Genomic DNA, 23,562 nt, shown 5'->3' on the forward strand with positions numbered 1-23,562 from the left:
ACACAAAAGGTCGGACACTCTCGTTATGGCCGCCTGCTGCGCAATTTTGGTGGCTGCGCAGGCGGCCATAACCTTCAACGGCGCGCTATTCCCAACATGCTACGGTCTCGAGCTTCCCCGTGGCCAACGCGAGCGCAGCAATCGCCGCATCTGTATCGCCCTTCTCGATCGCGGCGATCGCAGCGTTCGTTTCATCGAGCGCGTCGACCGCCTCCTGGATCAGGGCGGTGCGTTTATCGGCGAATTGTGAATCGGTTTCGGCGGTCACGCTCTCTTCGACTTGCTCCCGGTTGACCGCCTGCGCTTCAGCTTCCGCCTGAGACGTATCCTGAGACCAGGAAGGGCCGGCGCTGACAATCAGCAGGGCCAAAGCTGTTCCCGCGCAAAGACTCCTGAGTTTCATCAGTCTGTTCCTTTCGGCTGTGATTGGTTCTACGGCGGTTTCGCCGCAGAGTTGGCACGATCAATGCCCGGCTCAGCCCTCCTTGACCGCGATTTTCCTGACCTTGGCTTGGGCTTCGGGCGTTTGCGGCAGCTTGATCGTCAGAACCCCGTTCTTGAAGGATGCCTGCGCCTTTTCGCCGTCCACACCGGGGGGGAGCGGGACTGTCCGGTAGATCGCGCCGTAGCTGCGCTCGGACAGGTAATACCCCTTTTTCTCCTCTTGGCGCTCGATCTTCTTCTCCCCCTTCACAGTCAACATGTCATCGTTGACCGTCACCTCGATGTCTTTCATCTCCATGCCCGGCAGCTCGATCGATACTTCGATCGCCTTGTCGGTCTCGACCACGTCGGATTTCGCTTCGCCGCTGCCAAAGGGCCATTCGAAATGACCGACCCGGTTCCAGAAGTTCTCGAACACATGGTTCATTTCGCGCTGGAGTGTCGCGATCGGGTTGTCTTCGCTGCTCTTGGCGTCTGGCGCGCCGTCCTTGCGCGCCCAGGGAATGAGTTCTTTGATCTGCATGATATGGTCTCCTTCGGTTTTCAGGCGCCTTTGACGGGGATCCTTTTTGGCTGCGCTTCAGGGGCTCGGGGGAGCGTCAAAGTGAGGACGCCTCCGCGCATCTCGGCCTCGATCCTGTCGGGGTCGAAATCCTCGGAAAGCGTGAAGGCCCTCTCGAAATCACCCTCGCCATATTGGGCATAGGCAAGTTCCAGGTTTTCTGGCCGCATCGGCTCAACCTTGCCGCGGCTCGTCAGCACGCGGTTTTCGAGTTTGATTTCGACGGCATCGGCGGCGACGCCAGGCATTTCGAGCATCATGGAGACACCCTGATCGGTCTCGACAATATCGATCAGCGGGCGGTAGATGCGGCCGCCGGAGGTCTCCGGCGCGTCGGTCGGCGTCTTTTCGGTGGCTTGCGTGAAGTCGGTGCTCATCGTTCCAACTCCTCTCAGGCTGCCCTGATCTCGATTTTCTTTGGCTTTTCTTCCTCGGGCCGGGAGATGACGATCCGCAGTACGCCGTTCGCCATCTTCGCCTCCACCTTGTCATCCGAGGCCGTGAATGGCAGGCGGATAGCCCGGGAAAACTTGCCATAACCGCGTTCGTTGCGGTGCCAGCGCGCACCTTCGGGAACCTCGGGCAGCTTGCCTTCGCCCGACAGCGTCAGGACGTTGTCCTTGAACGAAATTTCAATGTCGCCCGGTTCGATGCCGGGAAGTTCAGCGGCGATGGCAACGGCCTCAGGGCCTTGCCCGTCATTCACCGCCGGGAACGCCGCGCGGGACGGCGGCCAGAAACTGCGGTCGAGATCGCGCATCATGGAGCGCATCAGCGCAAAGGGATCGCTGCGGCGCAGATATGTCGGATAGAGCATTGCTGGCCTCCTGTGGCTCAACGACGTCGTGCAGGAAAATACTGCTTTCGCGGTTCGATCGCCACGGCAAGAGATATCGATCCCGAAACCTTTTCAATTCTACGCTCACAAGGATACCACGCAGGCATAATTTATGCTAGCATTTCAATCTATATTGGCGTCTGATGGAGCTTCGCGACGGCCTACAGATCCTTGGAGGTCAAATGATGATTGCATCCGACCATGCGTTGATCAGGACGACGATCCATCGGGTCGCCCAGCACATCCAGCAGCGGATCGACGATGAAAGTCGTGAGACCGGTCTGACGAGACAGTCTGGATGGCAGCCGCCCATGTGGACGAGTGCCCGGGTCTCGCGATCGGCGACATCGCGGCGCGGCTGGAAGTCGGCAGTGCGACAGCCGGGCAACTCGTGGACCGCATGGTGCGCGGCGGCTGGGTTGAGCGTTCGCCGTCACCGAATGATCGGCGGTCGCAGATCGTTGTGCCGACGAGAAAGACGCAAAAAAATCTTGCGAGACCTAGATCCCCGACGAGCGGCGTTGAAGGAAGACATCTTACAGGACCTATCAGTCGATGAGAGGCGCGTTCTTCTCGCACTTCTCGAACGCATAGATGCGCGGCTTTCACGCTAGAGGGGGCGAATCGGTATGGAGAGGAAGACTGGATCTTCTCGAGCAATCGGTGCAAGATCTCCTGCAACGAGAGACACTGGGCGAGCCCGATCTTGTGGCAATTGGGTCCAAGGTGAAAGAACGGAAGCGGTCGCTGCGTGACACTGTCACTTGCGCAGATGATCGGCGAACAACCCTGACTGGATAATGAAAACGGAGAAGACGAATGGCAAACGGAGCTTGCGATATTTGCGGTCGCCCGGCGACGGCGCGCGTGCGCGCCTCGGTGAACGGCAGGGTTCAGAACATGGAGCTGTGCGATCAGCACTACAGCGAAATAGCGCGCCGGTCGGGTCGCAGCGCCTCGCCGCTGGAGTCCCTGTTCGGGCGGCGTTCCCTTCTTGACGAATTCTTCGGCGAGAGCGGTTTCGGCAGCCTCTTTGGTGACAGTCCGCTGCGAGGCGGCACGCTCGGCTCTGTGGGTGATGGCGATAACGCTGTCGTCGACGCCACTGTCGGCGAGGGCGCGCCGCGGCGTGGATCGCGGCGCGGCGGCGGCGGGCAGACGATCGCCGACCGGCTGAGCGAACAGGGCAACAAGCTGCTGCAGGATGCCGCACAGAAGGCCGGGGAATTCGGGCGCAGCGAGGTCGATACCGAACATCTGCTTCTGGCATTGACCTCGTCTGACGTCGTCAAGACGATCCTGGAACAGTTCAAGGTCGATGTGGACGATCTGCGGCGCCAGATCGAGAAGGAAGCGAAGCGTGGAGACGCCAAGACAGAAGGCGAAATCGGTGTCAGCCCGCGTCTCAAGGACGCGCTGAACCGGGCCTTCATCGCCTCGAACGAGCTTGGCCATTCCTATGTCGGGCCGGAACATCTGCTGATCGGGCTCGCCGAAGAGGGCGAAGGCCTCGCGGCGGCGATGCTGCGCAAGCTGGGGTTGACGCCGCAGGCGCTGCGTCAGCAGGTGACGAAGGTGGTCGGCAAGGGTGTCGAGGAAGGCCGCGTCGAGACTCCGTCGAACACCCCCGATCTCGACCAGTTCAGCCGTGATCTCACCAAGGCCGCGCGCGAGGGCAAGCTCGACCCTGTGATCGGTCGCGCCCGCGAGATCGAAACGACGATCGAGGTCCTCGCGCGGCGCAAGAAGAACAACCCCGTGCTGATCGGCGAGCCCGGCGTCGGCAAGACCGCCATCGTCGAGGGACTTGCACAACGGATCGTCGCGGGCGAAGTGCCCGAGGCGCTGCGCGACAAGCGGCTGGTCGAGCTCAACATCAACTCGATGGTGGCCGGGTCGAAGTATCGCGGCGAGTTCGAGGAGCGAGTCCAGAAGATCCTCAAGGAGATCACCGAGGAAAAGGACAGCCTCATTCTCTTCATCGACGAGATGCACACCATCGTCGGCGCCGGCCAGGGCGGTGGCGAAGGTGGTCTCGACATCGCCAACACCTTCAAGCCGGCGCTGGCGCGGGGCGAGCTGAACCTGATCGGCGCGACGACGCTCAACGAGTACCAGAAATACATCGAGAAGGACGCGGCGCTCGAGCGACGGTTCCAGCCGGTTTATGTGGACGAGCCCACGGTCGCACAGACGATCATGATTCTGCGCGGGCTGCGCGACACGCTCGAAAGCCACCACAAGGTGACGATCACCGACGAGGCGATCATCGCCGCCGCGGAGCTTTCGGATCGCTATATCACCGGTCGCTTCATGCCCGACAAGGCGATCGACCTGATCGACCAGGCCGCGGCGCGGGTGAAGATCTCGGCCACTGCGCGGCCCGTGGACGTGCAGGAGCTCGAAGCCGAGGTCGCGCAGATCAAGCGCGAACAGGACTATGCCGCCGCGCGCAAGCAATTCGACCGAGCAGCAGAACTGAAGAAGGAGCTGGAGCAGAAGCAGAAGGAACTGGACGAGCTTCTGGAAATCTGGAAGCGCGACCAGGCTTCGGCGACCGCCGAGGTGCGCGCCGATCACGTCGCGCAGATCGTCTCCAAGATCACCGGCGTTCCGGTCACGGAGCTGACCACCGAGGAGAAGGACAAGCTCCTCAAGCTCGAGGAGAAGCTGCACGAGCGCGTCATCGGCCAGGAAGAAGCGATCCGCGCCGTGGCCGATGCGGTGCGCCTGGCGCGTGCGGGTCTGCGCGAAGGTTCCGGTCCGACTGCGACCTTCCTCTTTCTCGGGCCGACCGGCGTCGGCAAGACGGAACTGGCCAAGACGCTGGCCGAGGTGATCTTCGGCGACCAGGATGCGCTGATCCGTATCGACATGTCGGAGTATGGCGAGCGCCACTCGGTTGCCCGGTTGGTTGGCGCACCTCCGGGCTACGTCGGATACGACGAAGGCGGGCAGCTGACGGAGAAGGTGCGCCGTCGGCCCTACTCGGTCGTGCTCCTCGACGAGATCGAAAAGGCGCATCCCGATGTCTACAACATCCTGCTTCAGGTGTTCGACGATGGCCGCCTGACAGATGGCAAGGGCCGCGTGGTGGACTTCACTAACACCATCATCATCGCCACCTCGAACCTCGGTTCGGACATCATCCAGCGGAACCTCACGAAACGCGGCAGCAGTGAGTTCGACGAGGCCAAGCAGAAATCCGAACTGATGGAGGTGTTGCGCGGTCATTTCCGGCCAGAGTTCATCAACCGGATCGACGAGATCATCGTCTTTCATTCGCTGAATAAGTCGGAGATCCGCCAGATCGTCGAGTTGCAGCTCAACCGGGTGAAGCGGACCGCCCTTACCCAGGGCGTCGAACTCGAACTCGATGTGAGCGTCGTGGATCACTTCGGCACGGTCGGCTTCCGTCCCGAATTCGGTGCCCGCGAGCTGCGCCGGCTGATCCGGTCGGAGCTGGAGACCGAGTTGGCTCGCGAACTGCTCTCGGGGCGGATCGAGGACGGCGACAAGGTCCGCGTCGCCTGGTCGGAAGACGAACAGAGGGTCGTGTTCGAAAAGATCGTAAAGGACACCGGTGACGACAGCCCGGACGATCAGGCCAAGGCCGGGATCGAGGAGCCCAGCGAAGTTGCCGAAAACAAGACGGACGTTCCGAAGCCCAGCGGTGGGGATGAGGTGCAGTCCAAGGACGACAAGTCCGCCGAGTGACAGCGCAAAAGACTGGCCCGGCGCGATATCGGTCGCGCCGGGCCATCTCTTCGGAGAGTTATAGGAAGGTCCAAGGCATGAACGTCATTAGATCATTCCGCAATCTCGACCGGCACGGCCAACAGCGCGCGCCTGAGGTCATCGAGGAAGAGGTGCGGCAACTTGAACCGCACCTTGCGCGCTTTCGCGAGGATCTGGTCCGGCTCGAAGTCGTTGCCTCGCAAACGAGGGGCAAGAAGCGCATCAAAGTCAGCCTGCGCCTGCAACTGCCGTCGGGCGTGATCGCGGCGCGGGAAGAGGGATTCGAGATCGAGCCTGTCCTGCGCAAGGCCTTTGCCGACCTGCGCCACCAGGTCGATCGGCATGTGGCGCGCCTCAAGCACGAGCCTGAATACAAGCGTCCCGCCCGCCGGCGCCGGATCGGCGCCCCGCTGTCGCCCGCGCGGGATGCGGCGGAAGCGGACCGGCGCCAGCTCTTCTTTGACCTGATCGAGGATCATCTCGATACGGTCTACGATACCGTCAGGCGCGAGTTGACCTATCTCGAGTGTAGCGGGTCTGTGCCGGCTGGCTACCTGAGCGTTCGCGATATCGTAGATGCGACGATCCTCAAGGGGCTGGCCCGCTTCGAGGATCGGCCTTCGGAGTTTTCCGTCGGCGACTGGCTGAAACGGCTGGCTTTTGAGACCATCGAGGAAGAATCCCGCGCCGCCCGCCGCGCCGTGCCTGAGGATGCCGCCTCCATCGAGGCGGAACCCGAGGCCCCGGCGGAGGATCCGACCGAGGCGGATCAGGCGATGTTCGAGTTCTACCAGCCGGACGAAGTGCTGATGCTGGAGGACCTCATCGCCGACGACGGCGGCACAGACCTCGAGACCGAAGTGGATCGTCATAAGATCGCCATGGCATTGCACCGGGCTATCGCAGATCTTGCTCCGGTCGAGCGCCGCGTCCTGTATCGGATGTACCTGGAAGACGCCACGATCGCGGAGACGGCAGACCTTTTCGGCCTGACCGAGACAGAGGTCGCTGAGATCGCAGAAAATGCGGGCGCGACACTACGCGCGAGGCTTGCCAAAGCCGGGTTGGTCAGAGATCCATCAGGCCGCGCGCCCATCGAACGGGAAATCGCTCACACGCAGCGTCTGCCTCAGCCGATCGAGGATCGCCGCCGCGTGGCCGCCGCCCTAACCGGCGAGGAGGCCGGCTACGACACCTGACATGGAACTGAATAGGAGATCGACCAATGACCACAGCCTCTGAAAACCCGACCGACAAGATGCAGGACATGCTGTGCAGCCTGTCCCGGAATTGGTGGGCATTCGTGTTACGCGGCGTGCTCGCATTGATCATCGCAGTGCTAGCCTTCGTCATGCCTGCGGAAGCGCTTCTGGCGCTCACGCTGGTCTTCGGCGCGTTCGCCTTTGCCGACGGCGTGTTCGGCCTCGTCGCCGCGATACGTAACATCCGCAAGGGCGAACGCTGGGGCTGGCTGATGTTCAGCGGCATTCTTGGCATCGCCACGGGCGTCGTCGTGGTTGTTTCGCCTTTTGTCGCGACGCTTGTGCTTGCGACATTCCTCTGGGCCAGCATCGCATTCTGGTCCGTGTTCTCGGGTGCCCTCGAGATCGCGGCAGCGATCCGCCTGCGCAAGGAAATCGAGGGCGAGATCTGGCTGATCCTGAGCGGCCTCGTCTCGGTCGTTCTCGGTGTCGTCGTGACCTGGATGCTGCTGACGCGCCCGCTCGAAAGCTTCCTCGCGCTCGGCTGGCTGATCGGCTTCTACGCCGCGTTCTTCGGGGTGATGATGATCCTCCTCGGGCTGCGGCTGCGCAAGGCGGATCGCCCGAAGGACGGCACCATCGCCGGCCAGCCCCGGTCGGCGCAGATGTGATGTGCGCTGTGGCAGATGACCGGCGACTTGCCGGCGAGGAGCACGATTTCACCCGATGGGACGAAACGATCTTCGACCGTTGCCTGAGCACCGGCTTCAATCCGTTCGGCAGCGGTCCGACGCCAATCTTCCTGCGGCACCGGGACGCAGAGGCGCCGGACGCCGATGCAAGGCCGTGCATGCCACCTGACACCGAAAATGCGAGGTGCTGATGTCGAAACGCCTGCCTGACTTGGCATTTGCTGCTGCGGCCGCTGCCTTGGGCATCGGAATCCTTTTCGTTTTTCGTTCGATGTATCTTGCCGAAGACATACTGCCTTTCGCGCAGGAGATGACGCTCATCTTCCTCGGCGCTGTCGTGACGATCATTCTGACCGCGGCGCTTCTCAATCGCCAGACCGATCTCGAGCTTCGCAAGGAAGGAAGGGTCATCATCCTCCAGCAGCAATGCGACATTTACATGGCCTGTATCGAGAAGGTCGCAGAGATCGTGGAAGCCGCAAGGCACGATGCGAAGCTGATCGATGAACTGCGTGTTCTCAGCCACAAGCTGGCTGTAGTCGCGAGTGCAGGGGTCGTGTCCAGCTTCGAGCAGGTACTGGAGAGATTGCAGTCCGGTTTTGCTGACGGCACGCTCTCGGACGGGGACGGAGAGGGCGTGATGAATGCCGTCGCCGATCTCACGATAGCGATGCGGTCGGACGTCCTGCACGCTGCTGCCTTTCCTTCGCAGAACACCGAACGCGCCGTTCGCCTGAATTCGAGGCGAATGGAAAAACTCGACGATCTCGAACGTCACCTTCTCGTATCCACCAACACCCGGGAGAACTGATATGCGCGGCCATAATCGCCCACCATTCCCGCCGAAAATTCCCGGAACCGATCTGCCATCCTGGGACGTGCCGACGGCAATCATCTACCGTCCTGCCCGTTCCGCGATGACATCGGCGCCTCGGCCCAACTACTGGGTCCTCGAGTTCGAGCCGTCCCGGCCGCCGCAGATCGAGCCGCTGATGGGATACACGTCCACCGGCGATCCCTATCGTCCGATTCGGCTGAAGTTTCCGGATCGCGACAGCGCCGTGGACTTCGCAGAGCGGCAGGACTGGCATTATGTCGTGCGCGAGGACGCTGGGGGAGCCCGGATGGCCAACCCTTGGGCGGGTGAGACGCGCCACCGGCTGCACAGGGGCGTCGATGCCCCGGGAGCCTTCCGGGTCGCGTTCCGCCCCGATCGCCGCCTCTCAAGAGGCGTTCAGCATGAGAGCACGGCCGACCCGTCTACCAGCGACAGGGAGAGTTTCGATCCGGTCCTCGAAGCCTCGCTCGAATCCTTCCCCGCCTCTGATCCTCCGGCGTGGGCGGGTGTGACAATTGCAAGAAAGACGACGTGATGACGGCCAGCTGCATGCGCTCGGGGAAATGAGATGTTTCCATGGGCCGATACCGTTGCTCGCAGATACCCCCCCGTGGCCGTCTGGTCAGTCGTCGGGATCAGCCTTCTCGCTTTCCTCTACCAGAGCGGCCTGCCGCCGCGTGCGCTCAACCGGTTCCTGTTCGACTTCGCGCTGGTGCCGTCGCGCGTCTTCGGTCAGCTCCGCCTCGTCGCCCCGTCCTACTGGACCCCGTTCCTGACCAAAATCTTCCTGCACGGGGGGCTGGCTGCATCTCATCTTGAACATGTGGACGCTCTGGATCTTCGGCCCCGCCGTCGAAGATCGGCTCGGACCGGGTAGATTCACACTGTTCTATCTGTTCTGTGGTGTGGCGGCCGGACTGGCTCACGCGCTGGCGAACCCCCACTCAGTCGTTCCCGCGCTTGGCGCATCGGGGGCCATCGCGGGCGTGATCGGTTGCTACCTACCCGCACCGCGGCAGCGAGAGGCCCGCCGCGCCATATCCACGCGCTGAACGCTTGCATCAGCCGGCCGCCAAGACCGGCTCGTCAACGAAAGGATACAGGATGCCCACGGTCGCTTGTCGGCAGTGCAATTCCACCAACAGAGTGCCGCAAGTGCGCCTGACCGACAATCCCAATTGCGGACGCTGCGGCGCGCCTCTCTTTCAAGGCAGGCCCGTCACGCTTACAGCGGCTAATTTTGACCGTCATGCGAATGCCGAACTGCCCTTGCTTGTCGATTTCTGGGCCGAGTGGTGCGGGCCATGCAAGATGATGGCGCCCCAGTTCGAGGCGGCGGCGCGCTCGCTCGAACCCCATGTCCGCCTGGGCAAGCTCGACACCGAGGCCGAACAGCAGATTGCGGGCCGCTACGGGATCCGCGGCATTCCCACCATGATCCTGTTCAGTAGCGGGAAGGAAATCGCGAGAACGAGCGGTGCGATGCCTGCCGCGCAGATAGCGCAGTGGGCGCGGTCGCACGTCTAGATTTTACAGGTATTGGCCTTACCTGCGCCATGCCATCAGGAGAAGAAGGAGAAGAACATGCATGGCGTGACCGGATTTGTTGAAAGTGCGGCCTTGTTGGTCTTTGCCGCGTTCGTGCTCGTGACGATATGTTCACGGATCGGCGTGCCCAGTATCGTCGGTTACATTCTTGCCGGCATAGTCATCGGACCTGCCGGCCTCGGCCTGATTGCTGAGAGCGCTGCCCTGAGCAGCATTGGCGAGATCGGAGTGTTACTCCTGCTGTTCGCGCTTGGCCTGGAATTCTCGTTCGAGAAGCTCGTAACGCTCAGGAAGCATGTCTTCGGTCTTGGAGCCGCGCAGGTTGCAGTCACGACGATAACGGTATCGTTGGTAGCGAATCTGATCTTCGATCTCGCGCCCGTCCCCGCTATCCTCATCGGCGGGGCCGTTGCCATGTCATCGACGGCCATGTGCCTCAAGGTGCTCGCAAGCGCGAACGCTCTGGGATCGGCCCAAGGGCGTCTGGCCATTGCAGTGCTTCTGTTTCAAGACTTGGCAGCTGTCGCATTCCTGCTTCTGCACGATTCGATGAGCGGAGCCGCCGAGGGACATGGCGTGATAACGGTCATCGCCAGTTCTACGGCATTGGTTGCAGCTCTGTCCATTGCCCGTGGCCCGTTGCAGTTGCTGGCCCGTTGGGTCGCATCGCGTGGCGATCCGGAACTTGCCCAACTCCTCGCGCTCACTATTGCGCTCGGGTCTGCAATTGTCGCGGCCACCGCCGGCCTTTCTCCGGCACTCGCCGCATTCGCGGCCGGCATGATCATCGGCGAGGGAGACGCGCGCCATGCTGTCGAGAACGAGATACGGCCTTTTCGCGATTTGTTTGTCGGGATTTTCTTTGTCGGCATCGGAACGCAATTGCCACTTTGGATCATCCCGTATGCGTGGCCAGTTGTGCTGAGCTGGCTCGCGATCATTTTCGCGGGCAAGACGCTGATTGTTTTGGTCGTCGCCCGAATATTCGGCGAGTCGCTTCAGACCGCATGGAGGACTGGGATCATTCTGGCCCACGGAGGAGAATTCAGCCTGATGCTGCTGTCGGCTTCCTCGACATCGGGCATTGTTGCGGAGGAATTCGCTGGTCCTCTACTCCTCGCGATTGGCATGAGCATGCTGGCCGGGAGTGTCATGGTCAGATGGGCGGGGCTAAAGGTTTAGTAGGCGCTGACGGGGGACAGGGCGAATGGGTCTACCAGTACCGGGCAGTCGACAAATTTGGCAAAACCCTTGATTTTATGCTGTCGAAGCGGCGCAATAAGAAGGCCGCCACCCGGTTCTTCGCCCGTGCCCTTGAGGTTAACGGATTGCCCCGAAAAATCGTGATCGACAATAGCGGGGCGAATACTGCCGGCATCACCGAGATCAAGCGCATGCTGAAGCGTTTTGGCTGTCCGATTGTGATAGAGATGCTGAGGATCAAGTATCTCAATAACATGATCGAACAGGATCATCGTTCGATCAAGAAGCGGATCCTGCCCATGCTCGGCTTAAAGTCATTCACACCAGCGTCCGCCAGACTCGAGGGCATCGAAGTGGCCAATATGATCCGCAAAGGCCAGATGACGCCCGGGCTCTGCCCTTTTGCCCAATTCGCGGCACTGGCAGCATAAGAAAATGAGAACAACGGCTTCGTTTCATCATCGTTAAAGTTTGTGACAGAGCCCCGCTACATACACTAGATTATTAGCTCAAAGGTCGCTTTATCCGCATAAAAATCATGTTATGCGGCCTACATGACGCTACAATATGATTTGCAATCACATCCGATAAGTCCCGCTTATCAGGACTCTTGGCTTCCGGCGAAAATCGCGCCCTCATTGCCCGCCATGGCCACAGCAAAACCCCCTGCCCTGCCCCTGCCCGCCGCGCTCTCCGAGATGGAGGATGCCGCCCTTGCCGATCTCTACCGGCGCGGGACCCCCGAAAACACGCTGCGCGCCTGGGAGCGGGACCTGATCTATATCGCGGCCTGGAAACAGGCTGCCTTCGGGCGCGATCTGGACTGGCCCGAGGCCGACGCGGTGGCCCTGCGCTTCGTCCTCGATCATTCCGTGGACCTCTCAGACACGGCCGGGCCGGCCCGCTACGCGGCCGCGGCGCTGATGGCCGCCGGTCTGCGCCGGACGCTTGCCTGCCCGGCGCCGGCGACGCTGGACCGGCGTATCGCCTCCTGGCGGGCCTTTCACCGCATGAAGAACCTCACCTCGCCCTTCGAGGCGCCGCTGATCCGGCAGGCGCGCGGCCGGGCGCGGCGGGCCGTGGCGCGCGAGCGGCAGCCGAAATCGGCCCATCCGATCACGCGGCCGGTGCTCGAAGCGACGCTAGAGACCTGCGATGACAGTGTCCGGGGGGTACGTGACCGGGCCGTGCTGATGCTGGGCTTTGCCTCGGGCGAGCGGCGGCGTTCGGAAATCGCCGGGGACTACGAAAGAAGGTCGCTACCCAACTCGTCTCCATCTCTCAGTCGCTGGACTTCATGGCCAGCCCATCTACGATTCCAAAGTAAACGGCAAATACACGTGAGATCCTTGCAGATCCTCTGCCCCTCATGGCCCACGACATATGCCCGCCTTGACTCTCCTAATCGGGATCGAGCTTTCAATATTGGCAACGTAGGACAGTTTCGTCAGGCGGCGGATCAGGAAATCCTCGAATCCCGCCAGTCCGTCCGTTGCCACGCGCAGCAGATAGTCCCGGTTGCCGGTCATCAGCCAGCAATCCACGACCTCGGGAAAGTTCTGGATGGCGGTTTCGAACTCGGCCAGATCGCGGTCGACCTGCCGGTCGAGTTTCACCGAAACAAAGACCGATACCGGAAACCCCAGTGCCGCCGGGAGTGGACAAAACATGGGGGTCATCTTCGTCGTTGCGGTCCGTGCTAAGGTGAGTTCTTTGCGTGTGGGGCTGCCATGGACGTACGGATTACAATTGAAACTACCTTCGACAACGGGGAGAAGCGCACTCATCAGCTTGACGGCATTTCACGACCATACCGGGTGACCTGCCCAGACGGGATCGGGCTGCGCCTCGAGGAAGGGAAGAGGATCGTCGAACAGATCCAGAGAGTAGTCCTTTACGACCAGGTCGATGAAGTCATTCGAGAAAGCCGCGTATGCCCGGACTGCGCCTCGGTTCGTGCCATTCATGACTATCGCACGCGCGATTTCGACACGCTCTTTGGGCGGGTTCGGGTCAAAGCCGCGCGCTTGCGCCGCTGTTCTTGTGATGCCAGGTCAGCTGCGATGCCCGGCGGGCCGATTTCTCCGCTGACCTATTTCTTTCCTGACCGGGCTACCCCGGAGCTGCAGCGGCTCCATGCGGAACTCGGGTCCCGGCATTCCTTTCGCGAAGCCGCGCGGCTGATGAAAAGCTTTCTCCCCTGCCATCCGCCCCATCACACCACGGTGCGTGACCGGTTGGGAAGAGTAGCCACTGCACTCGAGAAAAGTCGAAGGGCATCAGGCGATCCCGTTGAAGCACCGCCCAAAGGTGGTTTGACGGTTTTTCTGGATGGTGCGCATATCCGCTGTCGACCGGAATATCAGCAGCGACATCTGGATCTTGTGGTCGGCAAGATTGAAAGTCGCAATATGTGCCGACGATTTGGCTTGGTCGCCAATGCGACGGCATCGCCAGGCAGCCGTATCCGAAAAGAGCTGTCCGACTATGGATGGAAGCCAGGCCGTCTGTTGACGGTAATCTCTGATGGCGAGCTTGCTCTCCCGAACCTCATACGGAATGCCATCGGTGGCGACGGCCAGGTGAAGCATATCCTCGACTGGTGGCACATCTCGATGCGCATTCGACATGTCGAGGCCGCCGTTCAGGGTCTAGTCCAGATACCGGGTTTCACTGGAATTCCGGTGCTGTTCCAGCGCCCCGCGAAAAGCCTCCGCTGGTGCCTGTGGCATGGCAGAGCACGGGTGGCGGAAACATATCTGAAGGGGCTTATGCACGATTGTACCCGCCTTGCAGAAGAACCACTCGCTGTCCGCACCGCTGCCGCTCGTGTGCAGGCCAGATGCGATACACTGTACACCTATCTCGCTAACAACATGGAATCCCTCGTCGACTATGGCCGACGGTATCGTAACGGGTTGCCCATCTCGTCATCTCGTGCCGAAGGAGCAGTCGATGACATTGCCAATGCCCGCATGGGAAAGCGCAGGAGGATGCGGTGGTCGCCCAAAGGGGCTCACCGAGTAGCCGTCACAAGGGCCGCCGTCCTTGATGGTCGACTGACCGTCGCAAACAGCAGACGGGCCGCATGACCCCCATGTTTTGTCCGCTCCCGATTATCGGACTTCTCGGAATCGTGTGTCTGATCGTCACCATGACCGATTTCCTGATCACGACGGTCGGGACGAACGATAGCAGTCCGATTGCGATACGGATTGCCAAGGTCGCTTTTCGCCTGTTCAGGCGACTGCCCGACACGAACATCAAGCACAAGATCATCGGACCTTTGGTCGTCGCGAGCGTAGCGACATGGTGGATCTTGAGCGTAAATCTGGCCTGGGCAATGATCTTCTACGGGATTTCACGTTCCATAGTGGACCAGGGCACCGGCCAACCGGCAGACCCCGTGGGATTTGTTTCGCATGTAGGCCATCTCCTTTCGACGGTGGGAGGGGGCGCGACATCGCCTGCCAATTCGAATATCGCGCTTCTGGGAGTTGTGGTCGGCGTGAACGGCATGATCGTTCTGACGCTTGCCGTCAGCTTCGTTATGACAACCACGCAGACCGTGGTTCACGGACGCAAGCTGCTGCTGTATCTGGGCGCGGACCGGGACAATGACATGCCTGTTCTGAAGGATCTGGCGGGGCTGACCGCCGAACTAAATGCAGCTCCCTTCGCACTTTTCTTCAGTCATCAGGACCCCGAGATGAGGGTCCCCGAAAGATTGGCCGAGATATTTGACCGCAGGTTCGATGATGCCGCCGTAGATTGGGAGCACCTTGCGCAGGCGCTGCCCTACCTTCGCCGCTACCCGGAAACCGACATGAGGTCGCGCCTGCAGAAGTGGCGAAGAGATTTTTCGGCCAGTCGCATGCCTGCTTCAAAGGAGGGCAACCCTTAGGCGCTCCATACAGGTCGTATGTCACCCCTCATCTTTCGGATATTCAGGCAATTCTTGCAGCTGCCGCCCGACCGCCACCAGCCGCCAGGATTGATTGCCCGATACCAACTGGCGCGCTTCCTCACCGTTCAGTTCAGCGCCTCTCGCAGAAATCACATTGGCGCGGACGAACCGCCCGGTCTCGCGCACCTGCACCTCATGGCCGGGAAACCGCCTGCGGAGGTCTGCGGAAAGCGTGTCGACGATCGGGTGGACATCAGTCGAGTTTAGCTCTCGCGGCGCACCATCCAGAAGCTCCGCCACCGCGATGCGCAAGTTACGCAATCCGTCCCGCAGGATATCGAATGAGATCAGCCCCGCCGCGGCCGCGTCCGCCCACCAGAAACCAAAACCGATGCCGACGATACCCGCGATACCGGCCAGCCCCGTCTTCCAGTCTGCCGCGTTCATGTCGGCATCGGTGAAAAGGATCTTGTCCATTGTCGCGTGCGCCAGTGGCTTCTTCATATGGCCAAGGATGACAGGGGGGATGACGGAATAGACAAGTGCCGCGACCATCAGCCAGCCCAGCCAGACATCCCAGCCAAGGATCGTGACGTTTCCGATGGTGGGGTGTTCCTGCAAGATCAGCGCACTGGCGGCATCATAAAGCAGGAATCCTCCCATGGCAGTCAGTGCCCCGGCCGCCAAGAGAAACGCCAGCGATCCGGCCCGATGAAATCCGAATGGGAATTTGTCTGTTGCCGGTTTGTTTTCGAACTTGCGGGCCAGCAGAAACAGGATGGGCGGCAGCAGGCTGAGGGTGTCCTCGATCCATGCTGTTTTCATCGCCTGGCTGGAGCCCATTGCAAAGTACATTACCGTGATGATCGTCAGCAGCCAGAAGATCGACCACCATTCCAGTCGAGCCGCACGGTGCAGCTTGCGGGCGATTTCATCAGGAATATCGTGATTCATTCCATCAGCCCCCGAATTGCGCGGTTTACCGTGATCAGGAACCTGTTCTCGCCTTTCCGGAGGGCGAGCACCTGATCTTCGGTATCGCCCCCTAAAACCACGTGTCCCACCGGATCAGTCAAGGCAACATCAGCTGCGAAAGGCGTATTCGCGGGAATACGTCCGGCGACGAGGTGAATTTCCCCATTTTCCAACAGCGCAAATAGGGTATGAGGATCGGCAGTCACAAATTCCAGCTCTGCCTGCAGGGCCTCTGCAACCAGCGCGATGGCGTCTGCGTCGACATCATCAAGCGTCTGTGTCAGCGCGCCGACCCTGAGAACGCTGGACCTCACCACTTTCGTCGTGTCGTCTGGATCGGCGGGAAATTTGCACCCCGCCAGCATGGTGAAGGTTAACAGTGCTGTCAGAAGACGCATTATCTGAAGAGACAGAGATGTCTTGGTCACATCAATTCCTATTTTGCAGTCACTCCGCTCACCGATTAAGGATAAAACCACGACCTTTGAGATAGGTTCCCCCCAGCGGAAAAGTAGTTCCACGAAACAGCTTAGACGATTAATGTCCCTACAGGATTTGATCGGGAACCAAAATTGTACTGTGCGGTTCTCCCCTTATAGCTGTTCTTAGCAACTGTATCTTTCAGGGGTGTCTGTGCTCCCATTCCCGTCGGCTTTTGCACAGAGCATTGGCGATGATGACGAGCTTGCGCGCGACGGCCGTGACGATGACCTTGTGTGGTTTCCCGGCTTTACGGAGCCGATCAGCGAACGCTTTGAGTGTCGGGTTATGATGCGAGGCAACCAGCGCTGCCTGGAACATGACATGTCGTAGGGCGCGTCTACCACCGGCGATTGCGCGCTTGCCACGCAACGTTCCGCTGTCCTGCGCCACTGGTGCCAAACCGGTCAGGGCCGCAGCTTCTTCGCCGGTGAGAGCGCCGAGTTCGGGAAGTTCGGCGATCAGCGTTGAGCTGGCGACTGGTCCGATGCCGGGAACGGAACGAAGGATCCGCGCGGTGTCCGCGAGATGCCTGTAGCGCCCCAAAAGCTCTGAAATTCTGCTTTCCAACTCGGTGATCGCAACATCCAACCTCTCCTTCAACTCCACATCGATATCCTCGAACAGCTCTGCCGTTCCCGATTTCTGATGCGCCCGGATCTGCGCCAGAAGCCGCTTTCGCATCTCGACCACCTGTACCCGTCTGGTGGTCAAGGCCCTGAGAAGACGTAGATGTTCGGCGGGAAGTGTTCGTCCTGCCTCGGGTCTGAAGACCAAGAAGCGCGCTATGAGTTCGGCATCGATCCTGTCGGTCTTTGCTCGGGTTCCAAGGCTGCGCGCGAAGGCCTTGACCTGGGCCGGCGGCACTTGGCGGGCCTCGACGCCTGCATCCTGAAGATAGGACCAGAGCCGCCATTCCTGCCCACCCGTCGCTTCGAAACAGACGACGGCTCTCTGGTCGTGAGCGAGATCGGACACCGCGACATGGCCATTATCGGTATTGGGGATGCGATGACGCTGACCGTCCGGAAGGCAGTGAATATCGAGCCAGTCTCGGCTCACATCTATCCCGATGATCCGACCGTGTGTTACCTTCTCCATGCTCTCCTCCTTCTGATACGCGGTCCCACGAGGGCCGCTGGCAACTGTTCGAGACAATGAAGGAGAGGCGGTGCCGACAGGCTAAGAAGCGTGGCCATGCCACAAGGGTCAGACGTCGCGCACCACCCCGTCACGGGTCCTGGCCGGGACACGTGACGGGGTCACGCTAGCAGATCTACGATACAGAAGGGTCAGGATGCATTGATTTCGGTCGCACTGCCTGATTCACGGCTCCGAAAATGGAACTGTGACATGAGCGATCTTTTTTGGCTTAGCGACGCGCAAATGACGCGTCTGGAACCTTTCTTTCCGAAGTCGCACGGAAAGCCCCGGGTCGATGACAAGCGCGTTCTGAGTGGGATAATCTTCATCAACCGCAATCTGAGTGGGATAATCTTCATCAACCGCAATGGGTTAGGTCATGTTGATGGCGTGGATGCCCCCACCTGACGGCATCGCAATGTGCCAATGTGATGCGTGTTGAAGCCATCACAGAAGGAGGGAGCATCCATGTCCGAGGTTACGATTATCGGGATCGATCTGGCAAAGCGCATTTTCCACCTGCACGGTGCCGGTCACGACGGGTCCGTCGTATTTCGCAAAAGGCTTTCGCGTGGCCAGCTGCTTGCGTTCATGTCTCAGGTACCGCGGTGCGTTGTCGCCATGGAGGCGTGTGCGACGGCGCATGGCTGGGGCCGCGCCTTCGAGAAGCTTGGACATGAAGTGCGCCTGATCCCGCCGGTCTACGTGAAGCCATTCGTCAAACGCCAGAAGAACGATTGCGCAGATGCCGAGGCGATCGTGGAAGCTGCGGTGCGTCCGACAATGCGCTTTGTGGCTTTGAAGACCGAAGACCAGCAAGCCCGCGCGATGCTGTTTCGAACGCGGCAGATGTTTGTCGGCCAGCGCACTCAAATGATCAACGCCCTTCGCGGGCATCTTGCCGAACATGGCCTGGTCGCTGCGCGAGGAGTTGCCCAGCTCAAGAAGCTTGCGGACGCCATCGGCGACGTGAACACGCGCTTGCCCGCCACGGTCCGAGACCTCGGCCAGATGTATCTGAACGCGATCGAAGGGTTGAGTGAACGCATTGCGGAACTCGACCGCAAGATGGGCCAAGCTACGAAGGAAGCAGCATCGACGCGTCGTGCTCAAACCATGCCCGGGGTCGGGCCGATCACGGCATTGGCGATTGAAACATTTGCACCTGATCTGACCAGCTTTCGGCGCGGTAGGGACTTTGCCGCGTGGTTGGGGCTCGTGCCCCGCCAGCATTCGACAGGAGGCAAACCACGCCTGGGCAAAACCTCGAAGATGGGACAGCGGGACATCCGAAGGCTCCTGATCTCCGGCGCAATGGCTGTGCTGCAGGCGGTCGAGCGCTATGGCAGCTCAAAACATGGATGGCTTGTTCGCTTGCGTGGGCGCAAGCCACGCATGGTTGCCGCTGTCGCCTTGGCGAACAAAATGGCGCGAGGTCTCTGGGCCATGATGACTAAACAGGAAGATTACCGGAACCCGGCGGCGACGATGGCATGACAGAGCAAAGCTTGCCATCGCGCCTCGGTACGTCGGGCGTGTGAGGAGGTCACTGAACAGTAAGGGCAAAGGATCGACAAGATCCGGGTTGGAGAAAGCAGCATTTGTCGTGGAGCCGAAGAGCTCGCTCTGTTGATTTGCCTCTGACCCGCGCATCGCCATAACGGCCTGCGGCCACGTTCGAGCCGCACCATGAGGCCTGATACATGACCGCATCCGATCACGCGCCTGAGCTGTTCAAATACCACTTGCACGAAAGGGGGCATCCATACATGACAAATGGCGGAGCCATAAGCGGATCGACGTGATGTCGATGAAGCCGAGGAAGCTTTCCGCGGTCTTGTCGTAGCGGGTCGCGACACGCCTGGCGTTCTTGAGTTTGTTGAAGCAGCGTTCGACCAGATTACGCAGGCGATACAGGGAGCGATCGACACCAATCCGCTTCTTGCGAGACTTGCGCATCGGTATCACGGGCAGGACGTTGCGCGCTTCCATGCCGTCTCTGATCTTGTCTGCATCGTAGCCGCGATCCGCGAGCAGCACGCTTGGGCGGGGCAGATTATCCGCCATCACCAGATCGAAGCCGAGATAGTCTGACGTCTGGCCCGGCGTAATCTCTGTCCTCATGGGAAGCCCGTGTGCATTGACGAGGAGGTGGATCTTGGTCGTAAAACCACCTCGAGAACGGCCGAAACCCTGTCGTGGAGTCCCCCTTTAGCGCCCGCTGCCTGATGGTGGGCGCGGATCACGGTGCTGTCGATCATCTGCAGGGCGCTTGGCACGGATCCGCTCTGGTTCAGGGCCTCCATGATGTCCTCCCAGAGCCCGGTCAACGTCCAGCGCCGGAATTGCCGATAGACGCTCGACCATTTGCCGAACTCCCCGGGAAGATCGCGCCATGGCGCCCCGGTTCGGGCAATCCAGAAGATCCCATCAAGAACGAGGCGGTGGTTGGTGGGTTTGCGCCCGTTCGGGGCGCGGACAGCGAGGATGAAGCGCTCAAAGAACGCCCATTCCTCGTCCGACATAAGGTCTCGTGCCAAGCTGGTCTCCATCGCAGATGCCAGCTTGAATCATGCTCAAAGACTGATGTGAATCCCTTTTGTCAACACAACCTAGTCTACGCCCCAATCTGCGCCAAATGTTCTGACGACGGACACCGGAGGACACGAAGGTCTGGTGTATTTCTCTTTAGCACAACGAAACCGCCCCACGTGTCACCAAATGCAGGATTTTGGCCCGCGCGGTCGGGATGAAATTCGACACTCAAGTCTCTTGACCCTGCTTGGGATGCTGGAAACAGCGATGCAAATTTCCACTGACTGAAGATGAGGCCGGGTTGACTGTAACAGGATCCCCAACCTTGTGGGTTGTGCAGATTACGTGATCTCACCCCCTGCCGAAAGGCTTTCACGCGGTGAGCATCGTGAAGAGCGGTAAAATACAGAACCACAGGATAAAGGTCAGCGCCAGAACCATCGTGCCGTCGATGCGACGCGGAATTGCCTCCTTCTCGCGCTCCTTTAAGAAACGTGTCACCAGCCCGGCGGCGTGCAGGGTTATGAGAACGGTGGGAACAGCCCCGTAAATTCCCGGAAGCAAGACGAACTGCAAAAGAATGGCCGTCACCGTTGCGGCCACGACCAAAGCCGCCGCGATCAGGAAAGCATTACGTATTCCGAAACGCACAACAACTGTGACTTTCGACACCGCCTTATCTGCGTCATGATCCGGTACACCGGACAAAATGATCGCAGGAAGAATCGACAGGCCCAGAGGCGCGGCGATCAGCCAGGGTTCGGCACCGGCGATCGACCCACTTTGCAACGCCATGCCAAGGAGGATCGGCATGACGCTGTGGGTGATCCCCACATCCACTTCGCCCAGCGTCCGGTAACTGAGTTTCAGCGGCGGGACGGTGTAGCCGGTGGCCAAAACGGCCAGGCCGATGACAATCCCGGCGACAACCCAGGGCGACGGGCCCCCCACGATCAGGAGACCTGCAACCGCCATGGCCAGCGCGAAGGCCACCCCGGCACCGATCCACAGCCGTTTTCGCGTAATCCCGCCTTGGTGCAGGATCCGGGAACCGCCGTTGAACGGCCCCCAGAACCTGTTGCGCCGGTCGCTTTCGAAATCGAGAAGATCGTTCGAGAACACCGTTGCAGCTTCGAGCGTGAACATGAAAAGATACCCGAGCCAGAAAAGCAGGTGGTTGAACTCTTCGCCGCCCGACGACAGCATCGCACCGATCAGATAGGCGAGAAAGGTCATCGGATAGAATTGCAGCCGCAGCGCGATCATCCAAGGCCGCACCGTCGCCCATGCCCGCCGACCCGGAGGCCGTGGTCCGCGCGCCAGGCCTCGCCCCAGCGCCTCGGCATCCGCCAGCCAGCCTTCGCGCGCCTGTGGTGTCGAATGGTTCACCGCGCCAAAGCGGGTGTGGCGTGTGACCTCAATGCCGCAGAAACCCAGCGTCGCGCGCGACATTGCGTTGCGGCCTGGCGCCTTGTTGATCAGCGTTTGCACCAGGGCCGGCGTGTCCATTGTGGTCAAAAGCTCTGCGGTTCTGCCGGTAAGAAGGCCTTCGAAACCCGTCCCGCCAGTGATTTCCCGAAAGGCCCATCCGGGCAGGAGGATGCGGTCGAGAAAGCCCTTGAGCAAAGCGGGATAGGTTCCCCACCACGTTGGATAGACGAACACGAGATGCTCTGCCCATTCGATGTCGTTCTGTATCGCCTGCAGCGAAGGTTCCAGCGCCTGCGACCGAGGCGAGGCAAAGGTCACGTTCTGATCGAAGTCGAGACTTGCGAGGTCGATGTTACGCACATCGCACCCGGCACCCCTCGCGCCGTCGCGATAGTGTTCCGCGAGCGCCCCGCAGAGGCTGAAGGGGCCGCGCGGGTGACCGAGCAGGATCAGAACTTTCAGTGGATCTGAAGCAAGGGACGGAACAGACGTATCCGACATAGGCTGGCCTTTGTTATGCGTTCGACATCTTGCTCAAGCACGGTCGTAATCATGTCAACACGGCGTAACCAAGCCCAGCCAGCAATATCAGTGCAACCACCAGCAGAATCGTGGTGCGCCCCCCCTGTTTGCCGGTCGATGGCTCTTCCAGGCTGACCGGTCTCGGTTCACTTGCAGCAGTTGGGCCGTCTGCGCGTCCTTCGACCTCTTGACGGTGCGCCATGCGCAGTTCCTCGCGGGTGGGGCTGGCGCCTCCGGCTTCGGCATCAGTGCCCAAGGGTGCCGCCGCCGGGTCGGGGAATCCTACCTTGTCGCTAGCCTTGCCCTTGTCGATATCGTCACGCAACTTCGCTGACGTGTCAGCTGGTTCCCTTTCGGTCATTATTTTTCTTTCTGTTGAGAGCCACGCGGCGCGGATCCGCTTGGAGTCCTGTCGACCTGCCGCGAAAGCCAAGCCTCGTATTGACGCCGAGCCCTCACGTCCGATGATGACACGCACTCTCTGAGGCAAGATTGCTAAAAGGTCGTACTCATGACGATACTTCAAGCGTCTGAAACCACTGGTCGGTTGGCTAAGCGATACTAGAAGTGTAAATTCAGCCAAAGTGCAGCGCGGTTGATCCCCTCGATTTACGCACCCGCAGATTATTTTGGACATGCTCTACGTCAGATACCGCATCGGCGCAGTCTTCGGCGTGACGTTTCGCGTTGCGCGTTTCCACCGTGCCATTCAACGTGACCTCGCGACCGGAGACCGTGACCTCGATTTCCGAAGCATCGAGATGGTGATCGTCGGTTAGTCGCTGGTGGACATCTTCGGCAATCCGCTCATCCGAGCGTTTGTAATTACGTGGGCCTTTGCCCCGATGGCCGGGCTCGCGGCGCCGTTCGGCATCCTCGTCGCCGAACCACGACTGGACCTCCTCTGCCGCCTTATCAAAAAACCCTCGATTGTCGCGGCGACGAGGATCGTCCCGTTCCCAATAGCCACCATGAGATCCGTGGTGATCAGGATCGTTCTGATAAGACCCAGGGGCCAAGCCCGGCTCATAGGACGGACCCGGAAAAGGTGCGCCTGATGGGTCCGTGTAATGTCGGCGGTCGGTATGGTGTCGGTTCATTTCATACTCCTCTTCAAAGCAGGGAAATCCAAGGCGAGACTTGACGCGACGCCTCACCTCTTACAATTACAGAGGAATGATCAGCATGCGTTAAAGCGCTTTAAGCTGTCGGCGAAACTAAAGGTTCTTGGCGACCTGAAGCGGATCGGATGAATAATCTGCGGCAACTTTACCAGCTCATAATCAGATTAGCGAACTCCACATTCTTTCGATCCGGCACCGAGTCGAAGGCGGGGAGCCGGGGATCAAGCTCTCACTGCATCAGAAAATTTCTCCGTCCAGCCAAGACCCGATCTCCCGCTAGGTCGTTTGCGTCACACGACCCGCAATATCGCTTAGCATAACACAACAGAGAACGGTGATCGTGGGGATACGTCAGGTTTCCCGAACGCGAACATGGAACA

Annotated in this window: 26 protein-coding genes and 2 pseudogenes; 14 read left to right on the top strand and 14 right to left on the bottom strand. The window is 60.3% G+C overall.

Features of this window, described 5'->3' with window-relative positions:
- Nucleotides 1-85: 85 nt before the first annotated feature.
- The 4 genes from PAF20_RS12960 to PAF20_RS12975 all read right to left on the bottom strand — a co-directional run bounded on the left by PAF20_RS12960 (nt 86) and on the right by PAF20_RS12975 (nt 1,823).
- Nucleotides 86-403 carry a hypothetical protein gene (locus PAF20_RS12960; RefSeq protein WP_271071033.1) on the bottom strand — a complete coding sequence of 106 codons (318 nt, stop codon included), beginning with the start codon at nt 401-403 and terminating at the stop codon, nt 86-88.
- A gap of 72 nt (nt 404-475) precedes the next feature.
- Nucleotides 476-967, bottom strand: coding sequence for an Hsp20/alpha crystallin family protein (locus PAF20_RS12965; protein ID WP_271071034.1), 492 nt, complete (start codon nt 965-967; stop codon nt 476-478).
- Between the two features lie 20 nt (nt 968-987).
- Complete coding sequence (locus PAF20_RS12970; RefSeq protein WP_271071035.1) at nt 988-1,383, bottom strand: Hsp20/alpha crystallin family protein; 396 nt, start codon at nt 1,381-1,383, stop codon at nt 988-990.
- A gap of 14 nt (nt 1,384-1,397) precedes the next feature.
- Nucleotides 1,398-1,823 carry an Hsp20/alpha crystallin family protein gene (locus PAF20_RS12975; protein ID WP_271071036.1) on the bottom strand — a complete coding sequence of 142 codons (426 nt, stop codon included), beginning with the start codon at nt 1,821-1,823 and terminating at the stop codon, nt 1,398-1,400.
- Nucleotides 1,824-2,142: 319 nt separating this feature from the next.
- Here PAF20_RS12975 and PAF20_RS12980 point away from each other — a divergent pair, with 319 nt between their 5' ends.
- The 6 genes from PAF20_RS12980 to PAF20_RS13005 all read left to right on the top strand — a co-directional run bounded on the left by PAF20_RS12980 (nt 2,143) and on the right by PAF20_RS13005 (nt 8,849).
- Entirely contained in the window at nt 2,143-2,403 is a 261-nt protein-coding gene (locus PAF20_RS12980; protein WP_271071037.1) for a MarR family winged helix-turn-helix transcriptional regulator, read from the top strand.
- A gap of 260 nt (nt 2,404-2,663) precedes the next feature.
- The gene (locus tag PAF20_RS12985; protein WP_271071038.1) at nt 2,664-5,561 is read left to right on the top strand and encodes an ATP-dependent Clp protease ATP-binding subunit; all 2,898 of its coding nucleotides are present in this window, start codon (nt 2,664-2,666) and stop codon (nt 5,559-5,561) included.
- A 77-nt stretch (nt 5,562-5,638) separates the two neighbouring features.
- Nucleotides 5,639-6,781 (top strand): sigma-70 family RNA polymerase sigma factor, encoded by a 1,143-nt coding sequence (locus PAF20_RS12990; protein ID WP_271071039.1) that lies wholly within the window; start codon nt 5,639-5,641, stop codon nt 6,779-6,781.
- A gap of 59 nt (nt 6,782-6,840) precedes the next feature.
- A complete protein-coding gene (locus PAF20_RS12995; protein ID WP_271071040.1) occupies nt 6,841-7,455 on the top strand; it encodes an HdeD family acid-resistance protein in 615 nt (204 codons plus the stop codon).
- Nucleotides 7,456-7,786: 331 nt separating this feature from the next.
- Nucleotides 7,787-8,287, top strand: a complete 501-nt coding sequence (locus PAF20_RS13000; protein WP_271071041.1) for a hypothetical protein — start codon at nt 7,787-7,789, stop codon at nt 8,285-8,287.
- Nucleotide 8,288: 1 nt separating this feature from the next.
- Nucleotides 8,289-8,849 carry an NADH dehydrogenase ubiquinone Fe-S protein 4 gene (locus PAF20_RS13005; RefSeq protein ID WP_271071042.1) on the top strand — a complete coding sequence of 187 codons (561 nt, stop codon included), beginning with the start codon at nt 8,289-8,291 and terminating at the stop codon, nt 8,847-8,849.
- Nucleotides 8,850-8,936: 87 nt separating this feature from the next.
- Here PAF20_RS13005 and PAF20_RS13010 read toward each other — a convergent pair whose 3' ends face one another.
- Nucleotides 8,937-9,137, bottom strand: a complete 201-nt coding sequence (locus PAF20_RS13010; RefSeq protein ID WP_271071043.1) for a hypothetical protein — start codon at nt 9,135-9,137, stop codon at nt 8,937-8,939.
- Between PAF20_RS13010 and PAF20_RS13015 the strand changes: the two genes are divergently transcribed.
- The 4 genes and pseudogenes from PAF20_RS13015 to PAF20_RS13030 all read left to right on the top strand — a co-directional run.
- On the top strand, nt 9,136-9,366 hold the full coding sequence (locus PAF20_RS13015; RefSeq protein WP_243700135.1) for a rhomboid family intramembrane serine protease: 231 nt from the start codon (nt 9,136-9,138) through the stop codon (nt 9,364-9,366). The two genes, PAF20_RS13010 and PAF20_RS13015, sit on opposite strands and share 2 nt — an antisense overlap.
- 52 nt (nt 9,367-9,418) lie before the next feature.
- The gene (trxC, locus tag PAF20_RS13020; RefSeq protein ID WP_271071044.1) at nt 9,419-9,841 is read left to right on the top strand and encodes a thioredoxin TrxC; all 423 of its coding nucleotides are present in this window, start codon (nt 9,419-9,421) and stop codon (nt 9,839-9,841) included.
- Nucleotides 9,842-9,898: 57 nt separating this feature from the next.
- Complete coding sequence (locus tag PAF20_RS13025) at nt 9,899-11,044, top strand: cation:proton antiporter (protein ID WP_271071045.1); 1,146 nt, start codon at nt 9,899-9,901, stop codon at nt 11,042-11,044.
- Between the two features lie 17 nt (nt 11,045-11,061).
- Nucleotides 11,062-11,496: pseudogene (locus PAF20_RS13030) on the top strand (IS6 family transposase); the annotation flags it as partial.
- A gap of 204 nt (nt 11,497-11,700) precedes the next feature.
- Here the strand turns inward: PAF20_RS13030 and PAF20_RS13035 are convergent.
- Entirely contained in the window at nt 11,701-11,934 is a 234-nt protein-coding gene (locus PAF20_RS13035) for a hypothetical protein (protein WP_271071046.1), read from the bottom strand.
- A 498-nt stretch (nt 11,935-12,432) separates the two neighbouring features.
- A complete protein-coding gene (locus PAF20_RS13040) occupies nt 12,433-12,852 on the bottom strand; it encodes an Lrp/AsnC family transcriptional regulator (protein WP_353620592.1) in 420 nt (139 codons plus the stop codon).
- On the opposite strand from PAF20_RS13040, the gene PAF20_RS13045 reads away from it, so the two are divergent.
- Together PAF20_RS13045 and PAF20_RS13050 are read left to right on the top strand one after the other, a co-directional pair.
- Nucleotides 12,796-14,157, top strand: coding sequence for an ISKra4 family transposase (locus PAF20_RS13045; RefSeq protein WP_271071048.1), 1,362 nt, complete (start codon nt 12,796-12,798; stop codon nt 14,155-14,157). The genes PAF20_RS13040 and PAF20_RS13045 overlap by 57 nt on opposite strands.
- Entirely contained in the window at nt 14,154-14,969 is an 816-nt protein-coding gene (locus PAF20_RS13050) for a hypothetical protein (protein WP_271071049.1), read from the top strand. Before PAF20_RS13045 ends, PAF20_RS13050 begins: the two co-directional genes overlap by 4 nt.
- Nucleotides 14,970-14,990: 21 nt before the next feature.
- Here PAF20_RS13050 and PAF20_RS13055 read toward each other — a convergent pair whose 3' ends face one another.
- The 3 genes from PAF20_RS13055 to PAF20_RS13065 form a co-directional block, all read right to left on the bottom strand.
- Nucleotides 14,991-15,926 carry a cation efflux transmembrane domain-containing protein gene (locus PAF20_RS13055; RefSeq protein WP_271071050.1) on the bottom strand — a complete coding sequence of 312 codons (936 nt, stop codon included), beginning with the start codon at nt 15,924-15,926 and terminating at the stop codon, nt 14,991-14,993.
- Complete coding sequence (locus PAF20_RS13060; RefSeq protein ID WP_271071051.1) at nt 15,923-16,375, bottom strand: transporter substrate-binding domain-containing protein; 453 nt, start codon at nt 16,373-16,375, stop codon at nt 15,923-15,925. Before PAF20_RS13060 ends, PAF20_RS13055 begins: the two co-directional genes overlap by 4 nt.
- A 193-nt stretch (nt 16,376-16,568) precedes the next feature.
- Nucleotides 16,569-17,528 (bottom strand): IS110 family RNA-guided transposase, encoded by a 960-nt coding sequence (locus PAF20_RS13065; RefSeq protein WP_271071052.1) that lies wholly within the window; start codon nt 17,526-17,528, stop codon nt 16,569-16,571.
- 252 nt (nt 17,529-17,780) lie between these two features.
- On the opposite strand from PAF20_RS13065, the pseudogene PAF20_RS13070 reads away from it, so the two are divergent.
- Nucleotides 17,781-17,909, top strand: a pseudogene (locus PAF20_RS13070) (IS5/IS1182 family transposase); the annotation flags it as partial.
- 129 nt (nt 17,910-18,038) lie between these two features.
- Entirely contained in the window at nt 18,039-19,067 is a 1,029-nt protein-coding gene (locus tag PAF20_RS13075; RefSeq protein WP_206563216.1) for an IS110 family RNA-guided transposase, read from the top strand.
- A 237-nt stretch (nt 19,068-19,304) separates the two neighbouring features.
- Here PAF20_RS13075 and PAF20_RS13080 read toward each other — a convergent pair.
- From PAF20_RS13080 to PAF20_RS13095, 4 genes are all read right to left on the bottom strand, one after another.
- Nucleotides 19,305-20,122, bottom strand: a protein-coding gene (locus PAF20_RS13080; RefSeq protein ID WP_271071053.1) for an IS5 family transposase whose coding sequence is annotated in 2 segments (ribosomal slippage) — nt 19,305-19,783 and nt 19,783-20,122 — 819 coding nt in all. Because the reading frame shifts where the segments join, the coding sequence is not laid out codon by codon here.
- 355 nt (nt 20,123-20,477) lie between these two features.
- On the bottom strand, nt 20,478-22,037 hold the full coding sequence (locus PAF20_RS13085; RefSeq protein ID WP_271071054.1) for an NAD(P)H-dependent oxidoreductase: 1,560 nt from the start codon (nt 22,035-22,037) through the stop codon (nt 20,478-20,480).
- A 49-nt stretch (nt 22,038-22,086) separates the two neighbouring features.
- The gene (locus tag PAF20_RS13090; RefSeq protein WP_271071055.1) at nt 22,087-22,383 is read right to left on the bottom strand and encodes a hypothetical protein; all 297 of its coding nucleotides are present in this window, start codon (nt 22,381-22,383) and stop codon (nt 22,087-22,089) included.
- Nucleotides 22,384-22,633: 250 nt separating this feature from the next.
- Nucleotides 22,634-23,158, bottom strand: a complete 525-nt coding sequence (locus PAF20_RS13095) for a BON domain-containing protein (protein WP_271071056.1) — start codon at nt 23,156-23,158, stop codon at nt 22,634-22,636.
- Nucleotides 23,159-23,562 lie beyond the last annotated feature (404 nt).

The sequence above is a fragment of the Paracoccus albus genome, assembly GCF_027913035.1.
In the GTDB taxonomy this organism is placed as follows: Bacteria; Pseudomonadota; Alphaproteobacteria; order Rhodobacterales; family Rhodobacteraceae; genus Paracoccus; species Paracoccus albus.

Bases quoted from the DNA above. Each gene is read 5' to 3' on its own strand.
- PAF20_RS12980 (WP_271071037.1), top strand. From the start codon at position 2,143: ATGGCAGCCGCCCATGTGGACGAGTGCCCGGGTCTCGCGATCGGCGAC.
- PAF20_RS13085 (WP_271071054.1), bottom strand. From the start codon at position 22,037: ATGTCGGATACGTCTGTTCCGTCCCTTGCTTCAGATCCACTGAAAGTT.
- PAF20_RS13035 (WP_271071046.1), bottom strand. From the start codon at position 11,934: ATGATCGAGGACGAAGCGCAGGGCCACCGCGTCGGCCTCGGGCCAGTC.
- PAF20_RS13065 (WP_271071052.1), bottom strand. From the start codon at position 17,528: ATGGAGAAGGTAACACACGGTCGGATCATCGGGATAGATGTGAGCCGA.
- PAF20_RS13040 (WP_353620592.1), bottom strand. From the start codon at position 12,852: ATGAGTGCGCTTCTCCCCGTTGTCGAAGGTAGTTTCAATTGTAATCCG.
- PAF20_RS13025 (WP_271071045.1), top strand. From the start codon at position 9,899: ATGCATGGCGTGACCGGATTTGTTGAAAGTGCGGCCTTGTTGGTCTTT.
- PAF20_RS13045 (WP_271071048.1), top strand. From the start codon at position 12,796: ATGGACGTACGGATTACAATTGAAACTACCTTCGACAACGGGGAGAAG.
- PAF20_RS13015 (WP_243700135.1), top strand. From the start codon at position 9,136: ATGTGGACGCTCTGGATCTTCGGCCCCGCCGTCGAAGATCGGCTCGGA.
- PAF20_RS13095 (WP_271071056.1), bottom strand. From the start codon at position 23,158: ATGAACCGACACCATACCGACCGCCGACATTACACGGACCCATCAGGC.
- PAF20_RS13055 (WP_271071050.1), bottom strand. From the start codon at position 15,926: ATGAATCACGATATTCCTGATGAAATCGCCCGCAAGCTGCACCGTGCG.
- PAF20_RS12995 (WP_271071040.1), top strand. From the start codon at position 6,841: ATGCAGGACATGCTGTGCAGCCTGTCCCGGAATTGGTGGGCATTCGTG.
- PAF20_RS13000 (WP_271071041.1), top strand. From the start codon at position 7,787: ATGACGCTCATCTTCCTCGGCGCTGTCGTGACGATCATTCTGACCGCG.
- trxC (WP_271071044.1), top strand. From the start codon at position 9,419: ATGCCCACGGTCGCTTGTCGGCAGTGCAATTCCACCAACAGAGTGCCG.
- PAF20_RS13075 (WP_206563216.1), top strand. From the start codon at position 18,039: ATGTCCGAGGTTACGATTATCGGGATCGATCTGGCAAAGCGCATTTTC.
- PAF20_RS13010 (WP_271071043.1), bottom strand. From the start codon at position 9,137: ATGTTCAAGATGAGATGCAGCCAGCCCCCCGTGCAGGAAGATTTTGGT.
- PAF20_RS12985 (WP_271071038.1), top strand. From the start codon at position 2,664: ATGGCAAACGGAGCTTGCGATATTTGCGGTCGCCCGGCGACGGCGCGC.
- PAF20_RS12960 (WP_271071033.1), bottom strand. From the start codon at position 403: ATGAAACTCAGGAGTCTTTGCGCGGGAACAGCTTTGGCCCTGCTGATT.
- PAF20_RS12970 (WP_271071035.1), bottom strand. From the start codon at position 1,383: ATGAGCACCGACTTCACGCAAGCCACCGAAAAGACGCCGACCGACGCG.
- PAF20_RS12975 (WP_271071036.1), bottom strand. From the start codon at position 1,823: ATGCTCTATCCGACATATCTGCGCCGCAGCGATCCCTTTGCGCTGATG.
- PAF20_RS12965 (WP_271071034.1), bottom strand. From the start codon at position 967: ATGCAGATCAAAGAACTCATTCCCTGGGCGCGCAAGGACGGCGCGCCA.
- PAF20_RS13005 (WP_271071042.1), top strand. From the start codon at position 8,289: ATGCGCGGCCATAATCGCCCACCATTCCCGCCGAAAATTCCCGGAACC.
- PAF20_RS12990 (WP_271071039.1), top strand. From the start codon at position 5,639: ATGAACGTCATTAGATCATTCCGCAATCTCGACCGGCACGGCCAACAG.
- PAF20_RS13050 (WP_271071049.1), top strand. From the start codon at position 14,154: ATGACCCCCATGTTTTGTCCGCTCCCGATTATCGGACTTCTCGGAATC.